The 24928-nt window shown below is 58.8% G+C and carries 13 protein-coding genes and 3 pseudogenes; 10 read left to right on the top strand and 6 right to left on the bottom strand.

Annotation, left to right across the window (positions count from 1 at the left end; translation table 11 throughout):
* Positions 1 to 509 precede the first annotated feature (509 nt).
* Both I6F12_RS33680 and I6F12_RS33675 read left to right on the top strand, forming a co-directional pair.
* Positions 510 to 744 (top strand): annotated as a pseudogene (locus I6F12_RS33680) (hypothetical protein); the annotation flags it as partial.
* Positions 734 to 913: pseudogene (locus tag I6F12_RS33675) on the top strand (heme-binding protein); the annotation flags it as partial. The pseudogenes I6F12_RS33680 and I6F12_RS33675, both read left to right, overlap by 11 nt.
* Here I6F12_RS33675 and I6F12_RS33670 read toward each other — a convergent pair.
* Together I6F12_RS33670 and I6F12_RS33665 are read right to left on the bottom strand one after the other, a co-directional pair.
* Positions 909 to 1232 carry a hypothetical protein gene (locus I6F12_RS33670; protein ID WP_225158230.1) on the bottom strand — a complete coding sequence of 108 codons (324 nt, stop codon included), beginning with the start codon at positions 1230 to 1232 and terminating at the stop codon, positions 909 to 911. The pseudogene I6F12_RS33675 and the gene I6F12_RS33670 sit on opposite strands and share 5 nt — an antisense overlap.
* 111 nt (positions 1233 to 1343) lie before the next feature.
* Positions 1344 to 1523 carry a hypothetical protein gene (locus I6F12_RS33665; RefSeq protein ID WP_225144394.1) on the bottom strand — a complete coding sequence of 60 codons (180 nt, stop codon included), beginning with the start codon at positions 1521 to 1523 and terminating at the stop codon, positions 1344 to 1346.
* 1205 nt (positions 1524 to 2728) lie between these two features.
* On the opposite strand from I6F12_RS33665, the gene I6F12_RS33660 reads away from it, so the two are divergent.
* On the top strand, positions 2729 to 3505 hold the full coding sequence (locus I6F12_RS33660; protein WP_109143108.1) for an outer membrane beta-barrel protein: 777 nt from the start codon (positions 2729 to 2731) through the stop codon (positions 3503 to 3505).
* A gap of 2118 nt (positions 3506 to 5623) precedes the next feature.
* Entirely contained in the window at positions 5624 to 5815 is a 192-nt protein-coding gene (locus I6F12_RS33650) for a hypothetical protein (RefSeq protein WP_225158229.1), read from the top strand.
* Positions 5816 to 6838: 1023 nt separating this feature from the next.
* Here I6F12_RS33650 and I6F12_RS33645 read toward each other — a convergent pair.
* The 3 genes from I6F12_RS33645 to I6F12_RS33630 all read right to left on the bottom strand — a co-directional run bounded on the left by I6F12_RS33645 (position 6839) and on the right by I6F12_RS33630 (position 10839).
* Positions 6839 to 7204 carry a hypothetical protein gene (locus I6F12_RS33645; protein WP_225158228.1) on the bottom strand — a complete coding sequence of 122 codons (366 nt, stop codon included), beginning with the start codon at positions 7202 to 7204 and terminating at the stop codon, positions 6839 to 6841.
* Between the two features lie 2935 nt (positions 7205 to 10139).
* Positions 10140 to 10568: a hypothetical protein gene (locus tag I6F12_RS33635; RefSeq protein WP_225158227.1), complete on the bottom strand. Its 429-nt coding sequence runs from the start codon at positions 10566 to 10568 to the stop codon at positions 10140 to 10142.
* Positions 10569 to 10584: 16 nt separating this feature from the next.
* Positions 10585 to 10839 (bottom strand): hypothetical protein, encoded by a 255-nt coding sequence (locus I6F12_RS33630; RefSeq protein WP_225158226.1) that lies wholly within the window; start codon positions 10837 to 10839, stop codon positions 10585 to 10587.
* A 489-nt stretch (positions 10840 to 11328) separates the two neighbouring features.
* Between I6F12_RS33630 and I6F12_RS33625 the strand changes: the two genes are divergently transcribed.
* Positions 11329 to 11550: a hypothetical protein gene (locus tag I6F12_RS33625; protein WP_225158225.1), complete on the top strand. Its 222-nt coding sequence runs from the start codon at positions 11329 to 11331 to the stop codon at positions 11548 to 11550.
* A gap of 1126 nt (positions 11551 to 12676) precedes the next feature.
* Here I6F12_RS33625 and I6F12_RS33620 read toward each other — a convergent pair.
* A pseudogene (locus I6F12_RS33620) lies at positions 12677 to 12989 on the bottom strand (caspase family protein); the annotation flags it as partial.
* Positions 12990 to 13202: 213 nt separating this feature from the next.
* Here I6F12_RS33620 and I6F12_RS33615 point away from each other — a divergent pair.
* The 5 genes from I6F12_RS33615 (at position 13203) to I6F12_RS33595 (ending at position 24344) form a co-directional block, all read left to right on the top strand.
* On the top strand, positions 13203 to 14432 hold the full coding sequence (locus I6F12_RS33615; RefSeq protein WP_225158224.1) for a GTP-binding protein: 1230 nt from the start codon (positions 13203 to 13205) through the stop codon (positions 14430 to 14432).
* A gap of 823 nt (positions 14433 to 15255) precedes the next feature.
* A complete protein-coding gene (locus tag I6F12_RS33610; protein WP_225158223.1) occupies positions 15256 to 20463 on the top strand; it encodes a DUF4082 domain-containing protein in 5208 nt (1735 codons plus the stop codon).
* Positions 20464 to 22893: 2430 nt separating this feature from the next.
* Positions 22894 to 23796: a recombinase family protein gene (locus I6F12_RS33600; protein ID WP_225158222.1), complete on the top strand. Its 903-nt coding sequence runs from the start codon at positions 22894 to 22896 to the stop codon at positions 23794 to 23796.
* Between the two features lie 83 nt (positions 23797 to 23879).
* Complete coding sequence (locus I6F12_RS37410) at positions 23880 to 24008, top strand: hypothetical protein (protein ID WP_275970696.1); 129 nt, start codon at positions 23880 to 23882, stop codon at positions 24006 to 24008.
* Between the two features lie 129 nt (positions 24009 to 24137).
* Complete coding sequence (locus tag I6F12_RS33595) at positions 24138 to 24344, top strand: hypothetical protein (protein ID WP_225144401.1); 207 nt, start codon at positions 24138 to 24140, stop codon at positions 24342 to 24344.
* The last annotated feature ends 584 nt before the right edge of the window (positions 24345 to 24928 follow it).

Here is a 24928-nt window from a genome sequence, read left to right as displayed (position 1 = left end):
GGGCCAACTTTCCTACTCGGCATCAACAAATTCTGTCTGAAGTCATCGGCTCTTTTTCGTGCATCAGATGGATCGTTTTCGATCGCTGGCCAGCCGCCGAGCCAACGCAAGCTGATGATTCTCGCGGATCGCCCCCAAGAACGCTGCCGTCTCGGACCATCTACGCCGATGCTGTGGCACTATTGAATGAGCAACCTCGACGTTCTGGCCTAAATTGAAGAAACCCGAGGTCCAGGACGCAGATCAGCACACTGGCGTATCCCGGTTGAAATTGTCGAGCCCGCACAATCCGAGCTTCCGGGCGGTCTTGAGCTTTGCAGACCATCGTGCGGCAAAACGCAGATTTCCAGAACGAAGCTGAGTGGCCGTTGCTCAACTATCCTCTGGTTTGGGAACGCGATGCGCCCGCCTCTGCTCACCAGAGCGGCCCGCTCATGGCGCTCAAGCCCGTTGAGCCGCCGCACTTTTGCCGGCGCAAAACACTCCAACAAATCGGCCAACATCGCCTGGCCTACCGGCATGAATGTGCTGTTGATGTCGACGTGGCCAAGATGAAGATCGAGGTGCTGGCCGCGCGCGCCGCCTCGCACAGCCTGACGCTGCGCGACCGCTGGTCGGATATCTGCCGCGCTATGCCGGCCTTGCGCCGCGTTTCGCGCCGCTGGCAATTTGCGCAACGGCAGCCCGCTGTTGCGGAAGCTGTTCGAGTACTTTGCCTTCATCAGCGCACGCCGGGCGCTCCCCCGGCGCGCTTGCCATGGGCATGGGCTCGCGCGCTTTGTTCCAGCGTGCGCAGGAGCAGGCCCATTTAATCCATGCCGTTAACACGATTGCCAAGGGCGCGCTGGTGCCTGTCCCCGGCGGCGTGCTGATCATGGACGGCGCGACCTTGCTCGGCGCGGTCGGCGTCAGTTGAGCTGCAACCGAGCCTGCGCGCCGTCTTTCGCCTTGAGCATCCGCATTGCCATCGGCAGCGTCACCAGGGCGTCAATCTCAACTAGGTTGCCAGCGAGCGCGCGGAACTGGCCGGCAGCTTTCCCCTTGAGCGGCGCCAACATCGCGGCGGCCACTCCCGAGCTCACTTGGCACTGAACGAGGGCGCCCCCCTCTTCAATGATCAGGATGACGTTGGTTTTCGTGCGCGCGAGAGCGCGGCCGATTTCAGTTTCAGAAGAAATGACGTTTGTACGGAGGGCGAGAGATGAGCACATAACGTTTTGCCTTTCGAGCAAGAGCTAAAGCCCAGGGGCGAAATGACCGACGTTAGACGGCCCCGCGCACCTTTGGGCGTGCGCCTTGGACATACGCGCGCGGCCCCTGGACATGATTTATGTGTTTGCCGCTCATCCTCGTGTTGTGGTATTCTGTCGCGAGACGATCGCTTCCACGCAGTAAAGCGGGTCGCTCCCCCTGCGCCCGACCGGCGAGACGATGCCGATATTCAGAAGCTCCTCGAGCTCGGAGGCCCTGAGCTTCAAGCGTTTCAGTACCTGATGTTCGTAATAGAGCGGCGGTTCGACCATGGTGGCTCCCTCCGAGAGGGGAAGCCGGCCACGTCCGAGGTTTGTCTGTCAAATTGTGGGAGTTGTGAGTCCTCGCGACTTGAAAAATGAAGCGATCGCAATGATGTCCTCGTGATGTTGGTTTTGTCTGGAGTTTGCCTTGATTCACTCGGGATCGATTCGTTGCTCGACAATGCCATCGAGAACGCCGACGGACCGCTAAATCTCAGACACTTCGTGCACTGTCGAAAAAGCCAACAAACTCTCGCGATTGACCGAGCTCAGTTTTCGGTGGGTCCCAAGCGCTTGCTGGGGCTCACGGAGAGCAAGCCATGTGCGACGAAACGGAAGGCCTGGACACCGCAACTCTGTTCGCCGACGACCATCAACTCCCGCCGCATGCGTCGGCCGCCGCCGACCACCAGCCTTAGCATCCGCCGGCGCGGCCGGATGTACCTCACGAACCACTCCTGAGATCAAGAAGACGATGCTCGCCGCGGCCTATCCCGAACAAATGATCGAGCGTTTAGCGGCTCTTCCGCGCAAGCTCGCCGCGCTCAAGTCACCTTCAACGCCAGCTAGCTTGCCAGCCTCCGCTAACACTACTCATTGAGAGGTCTTAGGCTGTGAAAGCAACCTGCCCTGCAAGGGAGCTAAGACCGGAACTCCAGATTGAAGAGGAAAGCGGAAGCGGATCACCTGCGAGATTCACAGTGCGATTTGCTCAAGCGCCGCCGACGTTCCCGCCTACATGCAATCCTGTCCAGGTTTGATGCCTAGCAGCCCTGGGCGCCTTGGTGAAAAGCGGTACACTTTGGTCAGCGGCTTCGACAGCCGACGTCATACTCGCCAGAAAGCCTCGCGCAGGTAGCACTCTTCTCACCCGACGCCCTTTCCCGCGATCCTGCAGCGGTTCCAACTTCTAAATCACGAGCCGCGATGTGATGGGAAAGCAACACCCGTTGTCCAAGCCGGCGCCGCTAGTGAACTCCAGCCCGAGATACGTTTTTCTCGTTCCGCCCTTAAGAGCTGCGGGTATCAAACCTGCCGTTGTGTGCACGCTAGAGTGCATTTAGTTCCCTAAGTACCTGTAGAATTAGGCTTCTTTAAGAGCACGGGTGTTGCGCCGGAGCTACAGCAATTCTGCCTGAGGTGAGTACGCTCAGTTTGGCAGGTGGGCGAACGCACTGATTCATTGAACTCGTTATTATTGGGGAGACACTCGAATGAGAAAACTTTTCGCGGCTGCGGCCGGTGCTCTGGCACTTGGTCTAGCGGCTCCCGCCAGTGCGGCGGACTTGGCCGCTCGTCCGATGACCAAGGCTCCGCCAATGGTGGCCACTATATACGACTGGAGCGGCTTCTACATCGGCGTCAACGGCGGTTGGGGCTCTTCGCGTACTTGCGCCGATATCGTGGCGGTTGGCGTTGTTCCGGTCGTGCCGGCTGTGGCCGATGGTTGCCATGACGCCAGCGGCGGAACGGTTGGTGGCCAGATCGGATACCGCTGGCAATCAGCCAACTGGGTCTTCGGCGTTGAAGGCCAGGGCAACTGGGCGGACTTCAGCGGCAGCAACATTGGCCTTGCCACGGGTTTCGACAATCACACCCGGATCGATGCGTTTGGGTTGATTACCGGCCAAGTGGGCTACGCCTGGAACAATGTCCTGCTCTACGTCAAGGGCGGTGCAGCGGTGGTTGGCAATCGCTACGACACCTATATTCCGCCTGGCTTCATTGGTGCCGGTACGCTCCTGGCGTCAGCACGCGACACGCGCTGGGGTGCCACCGTGGGCGCTGGCGTCGAATTTGGCTTCGCTCCGAACTGGTCGGTCGGTTTCGAGTATAACCATATCTTCCTGGACGACCATGACACGGTTTTCACCACGCCAGCTGGGGCTACTTTCGGCACCGCTCGTATCGGACAGGATGTAGATCTGGCTCTGGTTCGGGTGAACTACCGTTTTGGTGGTTTTGGCGCTCCGGTCGCTGCCAGGTACTGATTATCTCCACTAAAGAAACAAAGGCCGGCTTTTTGAGCCGGCCTTCTGCTTTGAGGCTTAGGCGAAGTACAAGTCCCCACGTCGAAGCTCGCAGATGAGCTAAGCTTTCGTGTTCCCAGAACCTCATACAATCTGCTGGGCGATCGGGCAGCCCCTCAAAATTTCAACGTTTCAGAGATCTCGAAAAGACCGGGCTGCCGCGCACAAAGCATTTATCGAGCGTTCGGCAACGAGAGGTACGATAGCCGTTTACTTCCAACATACATCCAATCTCCAATATGAAGCAGGCCCGCTCCTCCTGGACCAGACAAGAAGACGAGATGCTGCGTGAGTGCTTGTTCATCTCGGCGCGCCCGTCGAGTTCATTTCCGAAACGCTGAACCGAACCGAGCAAGAGCTTCGCCTGCGCGGTTACCACATTGGATTGCCAATGAAGTGGTTCAAGCCCCGTAGCGCCGCATAGGTACCGATCCTTCTAGTGGCGCTTTCGCTCCGTCCGACCGTCCATATACTTCACGGCGGCGAATGTGACGCCCAGAGCCAACACGGCAACGCCGCCAGCAATCAAAAAGCCTGCCACCATAGCCCGACCATTAATTCCTGCGGGCATCAAGACAGCAATTCACGATATACTACGGGTGTGAAACAAAGGACCGGGCGGCGCGCTTCCGCAGAAGTTGTCACATTTCCGCTACAGCATTCGCCAACCGTCGTTGCTAGGCTTCTACGCTCAGTGGAGGCCCTAGCCATGTCAACGGAAGTCGCTCAGAGCACTGACGGGGGCGAACAACGCACGAAGGTTGCTCCAGTCCACGCTCAAACGATAAGACCAGAAGTTAGTGTTGACCTCTCGGTGTCCGCGGCGTCTGCGGATGGTCCTCTTGATCTCTACTTGCCTAGAAAGTGGAGTTGGGGGCCGGGAAAATCCTCCGTTGGTTGGTAGGTGGCCGTTCAGACGTAGCGCGGCCTGGCCCCTTTGAAATACGACTCGGTAACTTGCCAGTGGCAGCGGTGCTGCTTTGATTTCTGTGTGCCCCGCCAGACGCCACACACCCACAAATGCTGACGGCCGACCTCTCAAGATCACTTTCGGCCAGATGCGCGTGATGGCCGTGCGAAGCGTCGCGGTCTATTGCGCCGATTACCGATGCAGCCATAGCGTTAACAGGCATGCCTGAGGGGGATTGCATTTGTGGCCGGCACGGCTGATGTCCCGTCGCCGCCCGGATTTCAACAATTGCTCAAGGGCCATGTGAGATCTGACGCAAGCGCTTGAGGATACGCCAGACTTGCGTGGCGGACCATCTGCCTTGCCCGGCTGGCGTAGGAACGCAGGTCTCATTGAGTTTCTTTGCAAGCGCCCCCAAGGACGTGGCACCGGACTTCTGGAGAGCTTCGATAAGAGGGGCTAGTTCGGCTGCCCGCGCGTTCGCGCGAGCCTCCTGAACCGTTCTGGGCGCCGGTTGCTTCAAAGGCTACTCAGTCCTGTCGCTTGGCATGTGATGTCTGCTGGCCATTGGTACGACAATCGTCTCGAAACCTGCGGACCACTCTGGCAGTCGCGGGAAAGTACCGCAATAGAGAGCCGCCAGCCTAAACCGGCCGGACCACGGCAGGTCGTTTTCCACGCCCACGACGCGCGGTAGATCGCGCGACGGATGAGCTCCAAGGGATCGATAATTTGCGAGGTACTTACATTGCCGCTTTGAGGGGGGCATTCCTCGCCCTGCACGCCACCACACTCCTACGCACGCCGGCCGGCCGCTCAAGATCACCTTCGGCCAGATGCGCAGATGGGCCTTCGCGGCGTCCTGGTCTACTGCCATTGCGGCCACCACATCGCTCTGAGCGCAGATCGCTGGCGCGACGATGTTCGCCTGTCTGATATCGAGCCGCGCTTCGTCTGCGGCGAATGCGGCAGTCGGGGATCTGATGTTAGGCGGGATTTCGAGAGCGGCAAGCCACCGCAATTTATGAGTCCGAAGCGCCTCTGAGCATTCGTCGCTCTATCAGCGCGGCGCCGTGAGAGCTCTGACCGGGCAGCGGCGCCATCAGCTTTGTCCGCAGAAATTTGCCCCTATATGAGGTCCTCGGGGGCATTTTCTTAAGGAGTAAAGCGTGAAGGGTTATATGTTTAAGGCTGGCGCTCAAACGGCCATTACAAAAGAACCTGACGGAAGCAACCTGCCGCCGCCCAAGGTCGGCTCTTGGGAGCGGATCAAGGAGGTGAAGGATGTCACGGTGCCAGGCTTGATCGGCTTCGATCCCGAGACCTTCAATAAGCAGGGCTATCAAATCTGGCCTGCCTAAGCTTCGGGCCCCGCCGGTTTCACCCTGGCGGGGCCGTGCCGCTCATACGTGCCTATGCAGGCCCCAAAAGGCCGTAAGGAGAAGGGCCACGGCTCCGATCACCAGCAGGATGAGAATGGCTTCCAGCATGAAGAAGCAAGCTCCGCCCGAGCCAGAGGCTGCATGAACCTGCGAAGGCACCCCTCCCCGCAGTCAAGCAGGTGCAACACTCCTGCGTCTACCAGGACGACGATTGCGAGCACGGTTTGAAAGCAGGCAAAGAGCAATTTCATGTCAGCGCTCCTTAGCCGTTGCCCGGCAAGGTGAGCGCTTATGGTTAATGTTTGCTTAATGGAGCAGGCCCGCCAGCGTGAACCGGCGGGCCCGAGCACTCACTTCTTCAAACAAAGCCCGACTGTCGGCGACGTCCCGCATTTCGCTCCGTCGACTGAGCCCCCGCTTGGACAGAACACCGACACTAGCGTTTCGCTGTTGTCGCAATTGACGGCGCCATCAGCTTGCACTGAGCGGATATTGACCGTCCCCGGATCGCCCTTGTCTCCCTTCTCACCTTTCGGCCCCTGCGGCCCTTGTGGTCCTTGCGCACCCGCTGGGCCCTGTGGTCCCGGTACCCCCTGAATCCCTTGGGCACCCTGCGGGCCGGCCGGCCCCTGCGGCCCTGGATCACCTTTAGGTCCAGGCTCTCTGCCACAGGCCGCAAGGATGAGCGCGGCAGTCATAACTCCCACCGTGACCATTTTGTGCATTGCGATCCTCCCAGTTATCGAACCCATTTAAACGGGTCGTCTGGGAGAGCCGCAAGAGAGAAGCCCGCCAACGTGAGCTGGGGGGCGCGGACCAGAGCGGTACCGCCGTGCTCGATAACACGTTGGTGAACGAAACACCTTCCCCCTCCGATCGAAGCATCCCGGAAACAGACGGGGGCCAGTCTTCCATTTGGACCTTTTCATGGGGAGACTTCAGATGATTGCACTTCAAGGAATTGCGGCCGTCCTTGGTGCCGGATTGTTCTGCTGGATTTATTCACCCGAGCTCGGCACCGATGTGGTGCTTGCGATCGTTGCCTGCCTCGCCTGAATTGAGTTCGCTGGACAACTGCAGCGGGTCGAAGAGCGGATGTTGGGAGTCGGCCCAGCCTGTCATATGATTGTGGCATGGCCGTTGCTTGATAAACGCCAACGGGATTTCAGTGCTCAGTTTGAAAACAGGCGCTGCCGAGACGCGTATTCGAGCTCGGCACCGCTGTTTTTCTGGTTTCTCTTGATTTGGAGGCTCGGCTACGATGCCGCCACCATGCAAATGCATTGCGACGTTTCTTGATGAGGTTCTTTCGAGCCCGCCATTCGCGCTCCAGCAGAAGCGGTCGGCAGTAGAGGTCGCTGAGCGCATTCTCAAGCTCGCTTCCCAGGGCGAGCGTCGGCCGGAAAAATATTAAGCAACACTTGAGCAACGAGCTTTTCAAACGTCGGATCTGACCGACAACCAAGCACTATCCCTGGATCGAGGAAGCGGCCTGCTGCGGCCTTTGCTGACGGGGCTCCGTCCCCAGCTAGCTTTGTATCCCGCCGCAAGTTTTGGTTTTGTCTCGACAGTTTTGCAGTGTCCAAATTGCTATTGGAGGCCCTATTTATGCCCGAAAGAGAATTACCTGATTGTTCGTGCAGCCGGGAAACAGCTCGACTTGCTACGAGGCGAAGCTTCCCGCATCGCGAAAGCTGCTAACGTCAGTTGGTGGACCGATCGAGCTGAGATCGGCACTAGGTTTTGCTTTGAAGATTCCAAGTCGAAAGATTCATTCGCCCTCACTTGCGACAGACTCGGCATTAGCTGCCAGGACGGCTAACCCAATAAAAAAACGCCGACGTGGGAGCCGGCGGGTCTCTTTTCCCATGCATACCGCGGTACTCGTCACCAATCCGCGATGACCGATCGTAAAGCGGTGCCGGTTGATGCCTGGTTGCGGATTTCAGCCTTCGGCGGTGCGTCATAGGTCCCTGCCAGTCGCGCTTTCTGTGTGTCCTGCGCCGGCGCTTCATTTATCCTTCCCGTACTGGTGATCTTCGTCAGGGACATCCTCACGGTGTGAAGCAGGTCTAGCGCCAGTGATCGGCCGACCACCTCCTGCGGAAGACTGGTGAAGTTCTTCAGTAGAGCAGAGGGTCCACGAGAGAGCCTTCGGATCAGCTGGTGTCGTGCTGACCATTGCATGGCCAGCCCACAACAGTCACGATAGGCCCCCGCAGTGGCGTCGCGAGCTGCGCCACCGGCAGGTTCTGATCCTGGACGGCTATCTCCCAAGCAACGGCCTCGGCGCGCTAAAAATCCACCCCCTTTCATGGGATGGCACACTCCTTGCGAATTGCACGTCCCCAGCGCAGAGGCGTGCACCGATGGGACAGCGAGTCCGGATTTCAAAGCAATCGAAGCCCCGTTTGACACATACTGCCCGTGAGCTGGTGCGTTTGCTGGAGGCGATCGAGGAGCTCGAGGAGCTGAGAGAAAGGGGCCGGCTCGCGGAGGCCGGCCGCGTGTTGCACTAGTAGGCGCAGGCTGGTCTCAGGTCTGGCCGCTGAACGCTTGGCCGATTGGGGAAATCCGCGCGCATTGCCGGCGCATTCGACCGTGATATGATTCGCGAACTGATCCGGCGTGCCAATCCCAACCAGGTCGGTCTTGTGGCGCGGAAAGGTATGGCCCTAGGGCCATGTTGAAGCGAGCGTGATTGGGGTTTCAACCGGCCTCCTTTTCAACCAAGCCGGAGCGCTCACATGCCGTCAATGAAACGAAAGCGCTCTGCGAGCTCGATCTCACCGGGCGGGGTACACTATCTGAAAATCCCGGAGCCGATCGGTTTACGCGGACGATTTCGGCGAATACATGCTCGTCGATTCCGGTCAGAATTTCTGTGTGCTCGGCGAGCGCTATAACGCTTCGCTGGAGCAGATCGCGAAATATCTCGACTAAGACGAAAGCTGTCGGTAATCCCCAGCAGCTTTCTCTTGCGCCCGCTCTCCGGTTCCGGGAGCATCTGTCCATCGATGCTCTTCCGGGCAAGTCATGAGAGTTCGGATTCCAGCAACAGATTGGATGTACGATCTTCCGCAAGATCGCCGTTCGCATCTGGATGCTTCACCGGACGGCGAGAGATTGCTTGATCTAATCGCTGTCGAGGCGCGCTCGCGCATCAACAAAGGAAAGCTTTGGGCGGAGGCTGCCGATGAGAAGCCTGGTTATATTCGGGTGCGGATAGCCTTCCCTTGTTCGGCCTCACTTTACGATTGGATATTCAATGGACCGTCCGGCTATCGCGCTCACTATTACGCCTCGGAGGAATCCGGTGAAATCTTCAACAGGGAATTAGTCGAGAGGGTTGCCCCTCAGATCTTACGATCTCAACTTTGGCCCTCTCGTTGCACCTCGGAGGGCGCGCACTATGGTCTATCCCTGAGCGGGCAATGGAGCAAGCTAGCTCTGACGAACCGCGACTTCCAGGTTTCTCCGGAATGCCAACTGCACGCTCGTCGATGGCTAGCAAACTGTCGAACGCGCAGCGCAATGGGACTTCGCGCCCCTCGCCCAACAAATCCGAAGCTTGAGATAACCGGGACATGGATTGATCCCATCACCCGTGGGAGATGGCTGTCACCCGACAAGGTAGATCGCCCGGCCGACATTCACCTTCGAGGTTTTGCGTAGGCGCCCCTTTTCCTTCGCCCGCGTTGCGAGGGCTATCTTGCCATACCAGCGTAGTATCTTTCGATTGGGGGGCACGCCTGAGTCGCGGCGGGTCAGAGAGCCGACCACGAATTATCTACCGGCTGTGAAAAGGCGCGATTTTGCTCCCTCCCGCTCGCACCACGTGTCATGATTTATTCCTGAATCAAGGAATGAGGCCTTAAGGCCGCAGCGTGAAGCACGTCTGCTCAAACGTGCCTCTGAGGTCCGTTTGACGGGTCCCATCCTTTGCGGCGCGATCGAGCAAGGCAGCCCAAGTGACGAAGCAAAGGACGCGCTGTTCGCTGTCCAACATCGCAAACGCGATACCTTCGAAAAGTCGGAACTCGATATCGCGAGACGGATCGGTAGTAAGGGGCATTTGAAATCTCCAATAGGCAATCCCTCGATTTTGGTGGGTTCTGTCGTTCCTCACAAGGGGTGGAACGGTGGCCTACGGCAGGCCAAATTGGTGCGCATGCGGCAGACGGCGTTACTGGAAACGAGCGCATCCAGATCACGTAAATTGCTCTGATCGCCGCGGGGGTGCTGAAGGTGCCGACGCCGGCGCGGTTGTGCGTCCGCAAACGGAGGCCCGCAGGCAGATGAGCTATTTCTTGTACAATCCCTTACCCCCCTGCGCATTGCCGAACATGGAATCGACATCGCCAATCAGCAGGAAGGAATACAAGTGAAGATTGCCATGGAGATCGACCACGGTGAGGGTATCGTTCCCGCCACGTGCATCACCCGAGAGCCCACCCCCATCGCCGTATAATCTCCCGCCTCCGGTCTGGGCTTCGTCCCCGATCGTGAAGGTGAGGTTATCATTGCCACCGTGCGCGTGATCGGCCATGCCGAAGGCATCGCCGTACAGAAGTGCCGAGCCGGTCTGGCCGGTCTGGAGAGCGATCAGCGTGTCGTTGCCGCCATGGACGTGCCCGGACATGGTTGTGCCATCGCCCACCAGAGTGTTCAATGATCGGCCGCCGAACGCGCCGATGACGATGTCGTTGCCGCCCTGCACGTGGTCAGACATGGCACCCTCGGCGTCCCTATAGAGTGTGAAGCCGCTGCGAACCGAGCCCGTGCTGTCGCCGATCACCGTGTCGTTGCCGCCCCTGGCATGGCCTGACATTGGATTGTGCATCGCCGTCGATGATGACGGTGTTGAGCGAGCCGTCGATGTTCACCCTGAGTGTGTCGTTGCCGCCATGCGCATTGGCCGGGAACTCAGGGTCGCCGAATAAGGTTTCGAAGCTAACTTGCGGGAGTGTCAGCGTGATCGTGTCGTTGGGCAAACGGCGCATGGCAACTCCAATTTCAAGGCGGAGAGGACGTGAAGATGTGAGGATCGCTTCAACGGTCAAAGCTACTTCGGGTTGATGACCGAGATTCGCTCGGAATTGGACTTGATTGCGACCGCCGCGCGCCCTCGATCACTCTGGTAAACCCGATCAACGGGCGGGAGCGTCTTGCCAACGGAAGTTGGGGGTTTGGCGGCAACTGTAAGCCGCGGCTTCCCTTGAGGCGCTACCGCTAGATGTCACTTTACAGTGCAGAGCGGACGTTTGCAGTGGAACGACAGACCGACGCTTCTGACCCTCAGCGGACGTTCAGGCTGCCTTTTCGAATCTTCCTTGAAGAGGGCGGGCGCTCCCCTTGAGGGGGCGATTTGTTGCAACTCGCCTCTGACGGGCCGAGATGGAATGGGCCGGCAACCTACGCGAGGTAGTCATTCCAAGGAAAGCATGCGATGCTGACGCCCAATTGAACGAACTTTCGGCCTGAAGACTAGTGTGTTGGCAATGACTCGAAAAGAATACGTAGAGCAAAGCAAGGAACATGCGCTCTCGCTGCTGAACGTTGGTCGGGCACGTGAGGCGGTTGCCTCGATGATGGTGGATATGCGGATTAGCGCGAACTTTGGCGCACCTCCCGAAATCCACGCAATAGGCATCTGCGCCGCTGCGGCGGACGACGCGTCCGGAGTTCGCGCCTACCTCGAGGGCTTCAACTGACAGTGCTCGGCAAGGCCTGTCCGCCTCTGGCCTAACCTTCCAGAATGCGCAAGCTCGTCCGACTCCATTCTGATAGCGGACCTCAGCTGTTGCACGCCCCTGAATGGAGTGAACGGGCGAGTCTTTGTGACCGTCGTCGGAATGATATTGTTGCGATCTAAGTTCCAGCTCTGCGCGAATTGCAGGCCCGCTCGCAGCGGGAGGTCGGGGGCTTTGGTCTGCAGGTCTGCCGCGCTGCGCTCAAGATTGCTCGGGGGCTACTTCTTCAACAGCAGTCCCAACGTTCGCGCCATGCGCCTCACCGATCCGGTGTGGCGGCCGAGTTCGGCGGCTATCCTCGATGCGCCGACTCCCTGCCGAGCCAGCGTGATCAATCGTCGGACCTCCTGCTCGGCCCATTGTTTCGGCTTCGGTGTTTTCATAATGCGGCGCTCGATCCGCACCAGTTAACCAGGGAGCGAAAATCCGACACTTGGGAAATTTACGGGTGGGCTTCCTGCCTGCGGCCCGCCCTCGCCGTAGAACGGCAATTCCGATGCTTGTCGGCTATTGCCTTTAACCGGGCGTACGGCTGCGCTTGCCAGGACCGCCGCTTGCGACCCATAGCGGGAATAGGAGGCTCGGTAAGTGCGGTACCCCTGAGGGAGTGGACGGCCGCTCGCAGGTGTGGCTAAGTCCGGACCAGTGAAGCGCCCGGAGGAGACCATGCCCCTATTTCACATCCAAACAGGACAAAGGCGAACGCGCAGCTAAGGTGCTGGCCGATGTATTCTGCGCGATTTTGATTGCAACTTTCGCGGTCGTCTTTTTCGGATGGATTGGGGGCCTACTCTCGTTTGTCATAGTCGAAGCCTGCCTCCTCGCGATCGACTGGGTCGTTCCGAGTGGTGACCATCCTGCAGCCGCAGTCCGCTAGCGCCTCCCTGAGAGAGTGGATGGGACTGGTTCTGCCTCAATAGCGGACCTTCGGCGCCCCCCCGGCCTGGGCAGCTTTTGACCCGTTGCGGAAGTTGACGTGAGCTGTGCGGCCGCGCGGCTCAATCACACACTTCCGCTGTGCCCTCCCGCCGCGTACCCATACGACAGTGCCTTCTGTCCGACAGCCGGACCTTACCAGCCGACAGCCCGGGATCAGATAGTTGATGCAGTCCAGTTCGGTGCCATGCCCGGCGTAATAGACCACCGCGACCTCGGCATCGCGCGCCTTACTGGCAAAGTCGCGCAGCGTCCTGCGCATCTCCGAAACATTGAGTTCGAGCTTGATGTTAACATTATCGAACCCGGCCCTCCTGCATGCCGGCGACTAATGCGGCATCGTTCGTGGGGTTCGCCAGCTTCGCGCCGAGTTACCGATCACCAGCGCGCCGCGCTTTTCAGCGTGTGCGGAGCTATAGCCCAACCAGACCGCACAATATCAACAAGGCGATTAGCCGAAGCAGGCCCTAGCGCCGTGTCGGGAACACGGACGAACTTCTGCCGGCGGCGATTTGCTGATTTAATTGTTAGACCTGTTATTAATATTGTCATTATACTAATAACTGGCAGACTCGGGAGAGACAGATAGGTCTAAATAGTTGCGATGCGCGCCTGCAGCAGCACAACTTGCCTCCGTCAACGTTGTTTAGTTGGGACGTCATCGGCCGGGGAGACTTATGCAAGAGAGAGCAAGCGCCGCCAATCGGCTTCCGGTCACCGTGCTCAGTGGATTTCTGGGTTCGGGGAAGACGACATTGCTCAACCACGTGCTGAGGAATCGCGGGGGCCTCCGAGTTGCAGTCATCGTCAATGACATGAGTCAGTTGAACGTAGATGCGGATCTGGTTCGCAACAGTGGCGCGAACCTATCGCATACCACCGAAACACTCGTGGAGCTCAGCAATGGTTGCATATGCTGCACGCTGCGCGACGATCTCCTGGTGGAGGTCAGGCGGTTGGCCGAGGAGCGGCGCTTTGACTATCTTCTGATTGAAGGGACCGGTATTTCTGAACCTCTCCCTGTCGCGGCAACTTTCTCCTTTCGCGACGAAGCCGGCGTCTCGCTCTCCGATCTTGCGAAACTCGACACGATGGTGACCGTCGTGGACGCGACGGACTTGCTCGCCAAGTATAGCAGTCGCGATCTTTTGCGCGACCACGGCGAGCTACGTGATGCCTCCGACGTTCGTACGGTCGTCGATCTCCTAGTTGAGCAGATCGAATTCGCTGATGTGGTCGTCATCAACAAGGTGTCAGAAGTGACCGAGGCGACGCGAGCGGACGTGCGCAAGGTGGTTGCCGCGCTCAATCCCCGGGCACGCACAATCGAGACCGACTTTGGCGACGTTCCTCTCCACACAATTCTTAACACCGGCCTCTTCAATGAAGCCAAGGCTGCGACACATCCTCTCTGGAACAAGGAGCTGTACAATCCCGCTTGCCATGTGCCGGAGACCGAGGAGTACGGCATATCCAGTTTCGTCTACTTGGAAAGACGTCCGTTCGATCCCGTCAGTCTCTTGTCCTTTCTCAATAAACCCTGGCCAGGCGTATTGCGCGCCAAAGGACATTTTTGGCTTGCGACCCGTCCGGATTGGATCGGTGTCCTCTCGGTTGCAGGGATGCAACGTCGGTGCGAGCCCATAGGATACTGGTGGGCAACAGTCCCAAAGTCGACGTGGCCAAGCCATCCTAACGTCCAACAACACCTCAATGATCAGTGGGACAGCACTTGGGGCGACCGTCGTCAGGAGCTGGTGTTCATCGGTTCAGGCATGGACGAAGCATACATCCGAGCCTCGCTGGATGCCTGCCTTGCCAATTCGAAGAATGGGTTTGATCCCCAGAGCTGGCGCAATCTCAGCGATCCCTTTCCGCCCTGGCAACATCCTGATCACGTAAGCTAGGCGGCGCCGGGGCGCTTTGCATTTTAGCTACATCAAGACGGCCAGATGGCGAGTATGTGATATGAAAAATCTTGATATTTAATATTTAATAAGTTAAAACGTGCGCTTTAATTCGGCGGAATTGAATTTTGGGCAATCATGGCAGCCGCTACGAGTAACGGTGCAACCGCAGCCGAAAGGCAGATCGAGCAGTGCGGCTTCCCGCTCGCCTACTGGTTCAGAGCCCCGCCTGTCAGTCCAAGATTGGCTCGTTCGCGAACATTGGAGATGTCCCTCCGACATCCACGTCATCGTCTAGGTGACGGGCATCAGAATCTTTCATTCACACTCTCCCATCTCTCGCGAGGATGTCATGAGGTCCTTGTACGAAAAGTCTGGCTTGAGCCAGTTGGCTTTCGGATTGCGGACTTGGCCACGGACCCTGCACCGGAGGAGCATTTGGGCGTCAGATCCAGAGGCTAAGGACGAACTGCTGCCAACGCACCCCGTGCGCAATCCGCTTGAAACGGACCTGCGCGCCTCAGATGCCACTGCACTATCTTTATCCAATTTGGCTTCGAGCGCCGAATTGCCGAGGGTAACCGCAGGATGGCGAACGCCAACCTCTGCGGCAGCCGACCAAACGACCTCAAATCCGGTCGTCATTCTTGGTCGGATTCCCTCGGCGGCCTTGGCTCCGAGTATCGTTGGATCGTCGGGGATTCCAGCGGCCGCGCAGGTTTGTGGTTGCGGCTACTTCATTGCTCCAACACGATTGCTCGATCAAAGTGCAGCCCACATCGGGCAGTTGCAAGGTACTCGTTTATCTGGTGGAGCGGACTTCGTGCTGACCGGCCAGACCGGAATCATGGGAGCCTCCACCAGTGCCGACATGCCATTGCAGCAGGTTACGCCTCTTATCAACTGGAACGCGCTGCCAGGTGGAGGAGAGACCGGTACCGGGACGGCAACCAGCCCAATTGGAATTCTGTCCGGCTCGGTGACAACCGCAAAGACTCCCCCAGCCGGCCGGCAGGCCGCCACAACGGAGTCCACCAGCAGTCTCGCGGCTGCAGCGACTTCGACAAACCCAATTGTTCTCGAGAACCAGAAGCCGGGAAACCCACAAAGCGAATGGGATATCGTTGGCGCGGGCAGTTCGAATATCGAAGGTTTCGCCACCGACATCAGCGTCAATCGGGGTAACCGGGTCGACTTCAAGATCAATACGAATTCATCAAACTACCGGATCGACATCTACCGCCTCGGCTACTATGGCGGCATGGGAGCGCGAAAGGTCGCCACCATCCAGCACACGGGCGTGCAGAACCAGCCTACGCCGCTGCGCGACGCGGCGACCGGCCTGGTCGATGCCGGCAATTGGTCCGTCTCAGCCTCCTGGGATATTCCCGCCGATGCCGTGTCCGGCGTCTATATTGCAAAGCTCGTGCGCCAGGACGGAACTGCCGGCGCCAATCACATCCCCTTCATCGTTCGAGACGACAGCAGCACCAGCGATGTGATCTTCCAGACCTCGGATACAACCTGGCAGGCCTATAACGGCTGGGGCGGTGCAAATTTCTATGGCGGCAACGGTCCCGCGACCGGTCAAGGCGCCGGGCGCGCCTACGCGGTGAGCTACAACCGGCCGATCGCCACCCGCGGCAACGTCGGGACCTATGCCGGCCCGCAGGACTATTTGTTCGGCGCTGAGTATTCTGCGATCTACTGGCTGGAGCAGAATGGTTACGACGTCTCCTACATGTCGGGAGTCGATGCCGATCGTTACGGCAGTCTCCTCCTGAATCACAAGCTCTACCTCGACGTTGGCCACGACGAATACTGGTCAGGGCAGCAACGCGCCAATGTCCAGGCGGCCCGCGATGCCGGCGTGAATCTTGCGTTCTGGAGCGGCAACGAGATGTATTGGCGCACGCGCTGGGGTAACAGCATAAGCAGCGACGCCACCGCCTACCGCACCTTGATCTCCTATAAGGAGACTTTTTCACCAGGAGCGTCGATTGATCCAAGCGACCAGTGGACAGGAACGTTCCGTGATCCGCGCCTCAGCCCGCCGGCGGTCGGCGGGGGAATCCCGGAAAATGCCCTGATCGGACAGATGTTCCAGGTCGATGATGTCGGCCAAGGCAGCGGCCTCCAGTCAATCACAATTCCCTATGACGACGCTAACCTGCGCTTCTGGCGCAATACCAGCGTTGCCAATCTTCAGCCCGGGCAAACGGCAACGCTGACCAAGAACTATCTTGGCTATGAGTGGGATGAAGCGCCTGACAACGGATTCGATCCAGCCGGCCTGGTTCGGCTTTCCTCGACAACCATTCCGGTCAATACCTATCTGCTTGACTATGGCAACACGACCGGAAGTGGCGTTTCAACCCATAACCTGACCCTCTATCGCGCTCCGAGCGGCGCATTAGTCTTCGGCGCCGGTACGGTCTACTGGGCATGGGGCCTGAGCGACAATCACGACCTGGCGCCGACGCCGACCGATCCGCGCGTGCAACAGGCTATGATCAATCTGCTCGCCGACATGGGGATTCAACTGGGAACGCTCCAACCGGGGATGATCGCGGGCACCGGCTCGACGGACTCGGCGGCTCCGACTTCCACCATCAACGCCCTGGCGAATTTCAGTGCCGGACGTGCGGTCACGATTTCCGGCACGGCAGCGGATGTCGGCGGCGGCGTGATCGCTGGCGTGGAGGTCTCGACCGATGGTGGGCTGAGCTGGCAGAACGCGATTGGCGATGAGACATGGACTTATACCTGGGCGCCGCAAGTTGCCGGGACCTACACGATCAAATCACGCGCGGTGGACGACAGCATCAATCTGGAAACGCCTTCGGCGGGCCGCACGGTGACCGTGAGCGCGCCGTCCTTCATCTCGCTCTTTCCTGGCTCGGCGACCCCCGCCACAGTCAACACGATAGATGCCAGCGCCGTCGAGCTCGGTGTGAGGTTTCAGACGTCGACTGCCGGCACCGTAAGCGGAATCCGCTTCTACAAGAGCAGCCAGGATACAGGCACCCACACGGGTGAACTCTGGACCAGCACCGGCACCTTGCTGGCAACCGCCACGTTTACAAACGAAACGACAAGCGGTTGGCAGAGCGTGACCTTCTCCAACCCGGTCCCGCTGACGGCAGGCACCACCTATGTCGCGTCTTATCACACGAACGTAGGCCACTACTCCTCCAGCGTGAACTACTTCACGAGCAATGTGACCAGCGGTCCGCTGACCGCCCTCGCCAATGGTAACGGCGTCTATACCTACAGCAGCAACAGGGCATTCCCGACCACCACGTTCCAATCGACAAATTTCTGGGTTGACGTCATGTTCAACCCTTCCACCACCAATTCCGCGCCGGTGGCTACGAACGATACCGGGCCGACCGTGACGCAAAATACGCCCATGACGATCACGGCGGCGTCGCTGATCGCCAACGACAGCGACCCCAATGGGGACGCACTAACCATAAGCGGAGTAAGCGCAGCGACAAACGGCACCGTGGTCCTCAACACGCAACCCAATCCGCAGAATAACAACATCACATTCACGCCCGCCGCCGGCTATACCGGTCCGGCCAGCTTCAGCTACACGATTTCGGACGGGCGCGGCGGTACGGCCACTGCCAATGTCAGCCTCACGGTGGTACCGCCCGGTGCGGCTCCCGTCAGCCTGTTCAGCGCGTCAAATACACCAGCGCAGATCAACCTCAATGACGGATCGCAGCTTGAAGTCGGGATGAAGTTCACGTCCTCCGTTGCCGGCCAGATCACGGCTCTCAAATTCTACCGCAGTCCCGGCGACACTGGTCCCGACGTCCTTGATCTCTGGACGTCGACGGGCACCCGCCTCGCTACAGCCAACTTCACCAATACGTCGGTCAGCGGCTGGCAGACCGTTAACCTGCCGTCCCCGGTTTCGATCGCCGCCAACACGACCTATGTTGCTTCTTATCACACCACCGGCTCCTATGTGGCCACCGGCAACTACTTCACCACGGCTGTCACCAACGGCCCATTGACCGCGCTTTCGACTACGACGGCCGGCGGCAACGGCGTCTATTCCTATGGTGGCACCAGCACGTCCGGCATCTTCCCGACCAACTCCTATAACGCCGCCAACTACTGGGTCGATGTTGTGTTCGCGCCGTCCAGCGGCGGCAACCAGCCGCCGGTTGCCAACAACGATAGCGGCTACACCACCACCCAGAATACCGCACTGACGATTGCGGGCAGCGCGCTGCTCGCCAACGACTCCGATCCCAATGGCGGCAGTCTCACAATCACCGGCGTGAGCGGCGCCGTCAACGGCACCGTCAGCTTCAACAGCCAAACCAATGTAGTTACCTTCACGCCGACTACCGGCTATACCGGTGCGGCATCCTTCAGCTATGCCATTGCCGACGGACAGGGCGGAACCGCAACTGCCACGGTCGGCCTGACGGTAAATACCGCAACCAACCAGCCGCCGGTAGCTAGCAACGACAGCGGCTACAGCACCACGCGGGACACGGCTCTCACGATTGCCGCGTCGGCCCTGCTTGCGAACGACACCGATCCGAATGGCGACCCGCTGACGATCACGGGCGTGAGCGGCGGCGTCAACGGTACCGTCAGCTTCAATGCCCAGACCAATCGCGTCACCTTCACGCCGACCACCGGCTACACCGGCGCTGCATCCTTCAGCTATGCCATCTCGGATGGTCGCGGCGGCACCGCAACTGCAACGGCTAATTTGACAGTGACCCCGCCGACAGTGAGCCTGTTTTCAAGTTCCGACACGCCGGCCATTCTCTCGGATCCTGACGCGGCCCAGGTCAATCTCGGGGTGCGTTTCACGTCATCCGCGGCCGGCACCATCAGCGGCATCAAGTACTACAAGGGTACCGGCGACACCGGCACCCATACGGGGTCATTATGGAGCAGCACGGGCACGCTGCTCGCGACCGCGACGTTCACGAACGAAACCAGCAGTGGATGGCAGACCGTCATCTTCAACAATCCGGTTTCGATCGCCGCCGGCACGACCTATGTGGCAAGCTACCACAGCAACGGGCACTACACGTCCACGAGCAACTACTTTACGGCCCCGCGCGTCAATGGTCCGCTCACAGCGCCCGCCGGCAACAATGGCGTCTACACCTACGGCACCGGCAATCTGTTCCCAACCAGCACCTTCGGGGCCACCAACTACTGGGTGGACGTGATGTATAGCCCCGCGAGCGGTGTCAACCGGCCACCAGTCGCGGCGAATGACTCCGGGTTCAGCGCTACTCAGAACACTGCGATCTCGATCCCGGCTTCGGCATTGTTGGCCAACGACACCGATCCAGACGGCGATGCCCTGACCATCACGGGCGTCAGCAACGGCGCCGGCGGCGTCGCGAGCTACAACGCGCAGACCAGCACCGTCACTTTCACCCCGAACTCCGGATATACGGGACCGGCGTCATTCACTTATTCAATCTCTGACGGTCGAGGTGGGACGGCAAGCGCGTCCGCCTCTCTCAACGTCAACGCAGCATCTGCGAGCATCGTAAGTCTGTTCAGCAATAATCCGACGCCGAGTGTGGTATCGGCCAATGATCCGAATTCGGTGGAGCTTGGGTTCAAATTCCGGGCGTCGAGCGCCGGCGATGTCACCGGGCTACGCTTCTACAAGGGCCCGTCGAACACCGGCACTCACACTGCCAATCTCTGGAGCAGCACCGGCACCCTGCTGGCCACCGCCACCTTCACCAACGAGACGGCGAGCGGCTGGCAGCAAGTCAACTTCGCCACACCGGTGACGATCACGCCAGGGCAGACGTATGTTGCATCCTATCATACGTCGGGAAACTACTCCGCCGATCCCAACTTGTTTAGCTCGGCGGTTAGCAACGGACCGCTGACTGCGCCATCCTCGGCTTCGAGCGGAGGCAATGGAGTGTATGCATATGGATCAAACAGCCTCTTCCCAACCGACACTTACAACTCAACGAGCTACGGTGTGGACGTTCTGTTCCGCCAGCAACTGACTGGCTAACGGGGGCAGCGCCCGTTTGCGTAGCGACTACGGTCAGATGGCAAGGACGCAATGCGGAGTACGCTCCATGACTTCAGTCGATGAATCATTACACTAGCTTATGCGGAATTCCTCCCACCGTGTCTCCACTAGAGCGCGGGTTGCGGTTGGTGCCGCAAGGGTCGCCTGAGTCTCGTGTCGGCTACTGCATCGGGTTGTTTTTGCAGATTTTGAAATCAGGTCTCCTGCCCAAGCATCGCGATCGGCCTTACCCGGCGGACGGCAAAAGTTCTGGATCAAGGTGAAGAACCGCAGCCAATCCAGCGATGGAGCGCGAGTTGTAACGCGCGAGACTCCGGGCGGACGGTAGACATAACCGACGCCCGGTATCGCAAGTCAGTTTGGAAATGACATTACGCCCGAGCAGCGGTTTCTCAACAGGCGGCTTGGTTCTACACAGTCCGGGATCGCAGATCATTTCTGGATGGCTATGCGTTGGTACCTCGATGCAAGGACCTACAACTCCGCATAACGTGTGCTCAACCCCTTGCGGAAAAGCGAGGCGTGACTGGCTCTGCATGTCTCTTTCTGGGCGCTGCGAGGCCATTGCTGGCGCAATGGAAAGGGCGGAGAGCGCGACGGCAACCGCCAACGATATGGTCTTGAACATGTCTCTGACCCTTTGATGTGGTCGCTTGCGTCTGTGCAAGCCGCCGCATGGTGTGGGACCGGAACGTCTTCGTCCGTGAACCGCGTCACGGTGGCCGCCCAGTTAGCCCCGATATAGACGATGGCGCTTTAGAGGGGGGCACATGCGACTAAGGGACTTCCTTGGGCTGGGCGTTTTTGGCACTGCAGTCGGATCGACATTGTTTGGTTGGGACACAAGGGCGCAACCTGCGCGAAAACGTCCGCTCATCAAATGGGCAGGAGCTGCACCTCCGGGGGTCACCTCCTCTCATTCATGATAGACTTGGTGTTCGGCAATTTCGCTAAGGGGCTCTCGAACCACTTTCGTCGCATTCTCAAGGGCGGCCAAATTGTATTCGGCTCACTTTCGGTTGATTGCATCGTTCGCGATATCTCCGCGACGGGTGCCCGCATCCAAGCGCGGGGCCCGTTTTGGTTTCCTGACAGCTTCGTGCTCGCGATAGCCTCGGATGGCACTTCTAGGCCCTGCCATATTGTTTGGCGAAAGGACGGTCAGATCGGCGTAGCTTTCTACGCGTAACGCCGCATCAGCTAGAGACCCTCATCCTTTCGAATGTCGCCTTTTGGCCCATCGCGACTTGCTCGTCGCATCTTCGGACGTCCGATGAGCAGCCCATAGCGGACACGCAATCGACCCGAAAGACAGGGCCGGGGCTCGCTTGACCATGCGGCCGTCCGGCCTCTACGCCGCCAACATAACTCAGGATATTGATGTCGAGCTCGCTATCTGATCCCCTTGCTGAGGGGGCCGCATCACATGCGCGAGCAGCAGATCATCTTTGACCCGACCTTTGTTGATTTGCGTCCCAAGTGCGACGACTGCCACATTGCCGCTGATTTGAGATCGGTCATTCTTGATCCGCGAGACGGCCAACAAACTTCCGTCTACCAGTGTCCGAATTGCGCTCGGCTCGCCTTGAAAGACTAATCCAGTAAGCAATTTTGGATCGGCTCACACGAGTGCTTTGCTCACGCAGCGTACTTTCCCCGACAGGCTTCGCCGATCGACAGATGGCGAGGGTCGTTCCGGTCAAACCTCATTTCTCGTAAGCGGGACGATTTTCTATCCTCACGCTCCTCCCCGCGAAACAATCTCTCTGAAACGCGCAGGTTCGCAGCTAGCCGCGGTCTCGAGCTATTGTCTGCCACAACACGCAATTAAAACTAAGCTCCACCTGCGCCCACTCTGTCGACGCCACCGCGCCAAATGTCTGCTTCCGTGAATCCGGCTTCCGGCCAATGTATATGCGCCGAGAAACTGCAATCCAAGGCCGGCTGACGATAACCCTGCCTTGCTACAGGTAGGGAAGAATCGCCGGCGGGGGCGGAGGAGCCCCTGCTCTAATGTTGCTGACAGAAGGTCCAGTGAAGAACAGTCCCCAAAGCGTCCTCGGGCCACAAGATGGCTCAAATCGACTGAGGCCATAGCCTGGTAACGGGATGGGGCGCTGCGTCGCGAGGACAACATTTCCGAACTCACGCAACAACGGAAGGTCCTTATCCGAAAGCGCGTCAGGAAGTTGGCCGCTTGCTATAGAATAGATTCTCAGGAGTTCTGGCCGTGGCGGTGGTGACGCTCCACCTAGCAAGGTTTTGAAGTTTGCGACCTTCTGCAGGAATGCAAGGTTGCTTTCCCGAAGAAGCTGTGTGGGGAAACCAGCGAACTCGGGATAATACGAGTTCGGCTGCTTCATTTGCGTACGTATATCAGCAATCGATGATGCGCCTAGTAGGATCTCCTTGATTCTCAGCTATATCGGAAATCTCATTTTCAACCGAAAGTCCCAAAAGCTCCGACAAACGGCCGTGAAGAACCCGCCCGAACAATGGACTAGAAGCGAGGGTTGCATCGAGCCCATCATCGATCGCGAGGTCTTCTTCAGCGTTAGGAAGATTATCGAGGAGCGCCGGGTTGATCTGTCAGAGGAGGAGATGCTCTCCCGGTTGCGCAAAGCACTTCTTAGAGAAGGCCGCTTGACACCGACCATTATCGATCGAACGCCGGGGCTGCCCTGCTCCGCGACCTGCCAAACCCACTTTGGCAATTTTCGCAATCTGTATCGGTTGCTCGGCTACACCCCGAAGCGAAACTACGAGTTTCTCGACGCGCGGCCTGTCTGGTCTGAGTTCAGGTCAAAGCTCGTCGAACAGGCCACCGCTGCCATTAAGGCGGCGGGCGGGCGGATCAGTTCGGGGGGCTGGAGCGATTGCGTCCGAGTGGACGGGATGGCCTGTCTTTCCGTCAGGGCCGCCCGTTGGACCGCTGGCCAAAAGCCAACGCATGCACCGTACTGTAGTATCGAGCGCGAGGCGTGCCTTCCTCACGGCTGGATCGCCGCCATTCGCTTGGCCGAGCACAACAAGACAGTACTCGATTACGTCCTGTTGCCTACCGACGGCAAAATGAAACGCACAATCCGCTTTTCCGAAAAGTCACGAGCGCGGCGGGGGATTGCGCGTTTCAAGACAGTCAATGGCCTAATCCAAGCCGCCGCCCGCCGATTCATAAAGCCGGATCCTACTTCTCACATCGCGCAAGGGCCGCAAGCGGCCAAAAGCGCAACGATCCAAGACCAAAAACATCCGCCAGCGGCGCTGATTCAGCAAGCCGGATTTGCGACCTTGCGCTGGCGCTCGGGCTGAGCTTTGATGCTCGCATTTGGATTATGCCTACTATGAGTGTTAAGTCGATTGTCGCGAAAATCCTCAGGGATGAACTTGCGTCCATGGGCATCCGATCGCTGACCTTCCAGGAATCGGAGAGGATCGCCGCTCACATCTTCGAGCGGATCACTGACCTTGAATTGGAGCTTGCCGCGCGCGACCTCGCCTCTGCGAGCCGATATCGCGACTAGCCTTTTGGCGCTTTGCGCGCTGCGTTGCTTCGACGAGCAAGTATCCGGTGCCGCCCCGACTTGCACATGACAAATTGCAGAGCGGATTGCGTCAGGCCGAAATGAAGGGTGTTGTTGCGTTCGGGTTTCATGATCACGTACAAGCAGTATCACATCCAGCGGTTTGAGCACGGCCATAAGCGCTGGGTTGCCCGCATCACAAGGGCGGATGGTCAAAACATCCGAACCATCCTACCAACCTCTGAGCATCCCTACCTTGATACGAAACCCGCCGCTTCCGCCGAGGAAGCCGAGGAGCTTACCAAGGAAGGCATCGACTTTGGCGGTATCGTTTAGGCACTTGAAGGTTTAAGCCTCTGCTATCGCAGCGAGATATCGGCACAACGCGCGAAGGAATTGACGGTATCAGCGTCCATTCGCGATCCAGCCCTGAGCAGTGAGAGCCCTTCGCTTCCGGCGGGCACCCGGCTGGTTTAGGAAGCATGTCAGCTTACAGCAGCAACCCCCTCTTCCCCAGCCACGCCAGTGCCGTCGAGCAAGCGGCCGAAAGCAATGCCGCCCAAAACCAGGAGCGCCCACGGGCGGCGCTAACGGAGCGTAGATAAAGAAAGGCTCCAAGCAGCTTCCCGTAGTTCCTTCGGAATTCTCCGTTTAGCTTAGCTAGCTCCGGCAGATCGGACGAAACCTTGCATTGGTCGGCCATTGGCTGGACTCCATTTCGCACTGGACCAGCACCCTATGAACCACTGTTTTGCCCGACGACGCAAGTTCCATTTCGGTTTTTCGACAGGCTTTGCAGCCGGATGAATCCAAAAAAACCCTTGGAACAGTTTACCCGATGCTCTCGCTGAGCGACGTCTACAGCGAGCGTGTTCCTTTGAGTATGAATCGGAGCCCCTTCACGTCCAACACACCGATCT

Origin of the sequence: Bradyrhizobium sp. IC4059, from assembly GCF_020193615.1 — a bacterium.
GTDB classification, from domain to species: Bacteria; Pseudomonadota; Alphaproteobacteria; order Rhizobiales; family Xanthobacteraceae; genus Bradyrhizobium; species Bradyrhizobium yuanmingense.
Note: the sequence above shows the minus strand (reverse complement) of the source record. Positions and strands in the feature narration are given on the sequence as shown.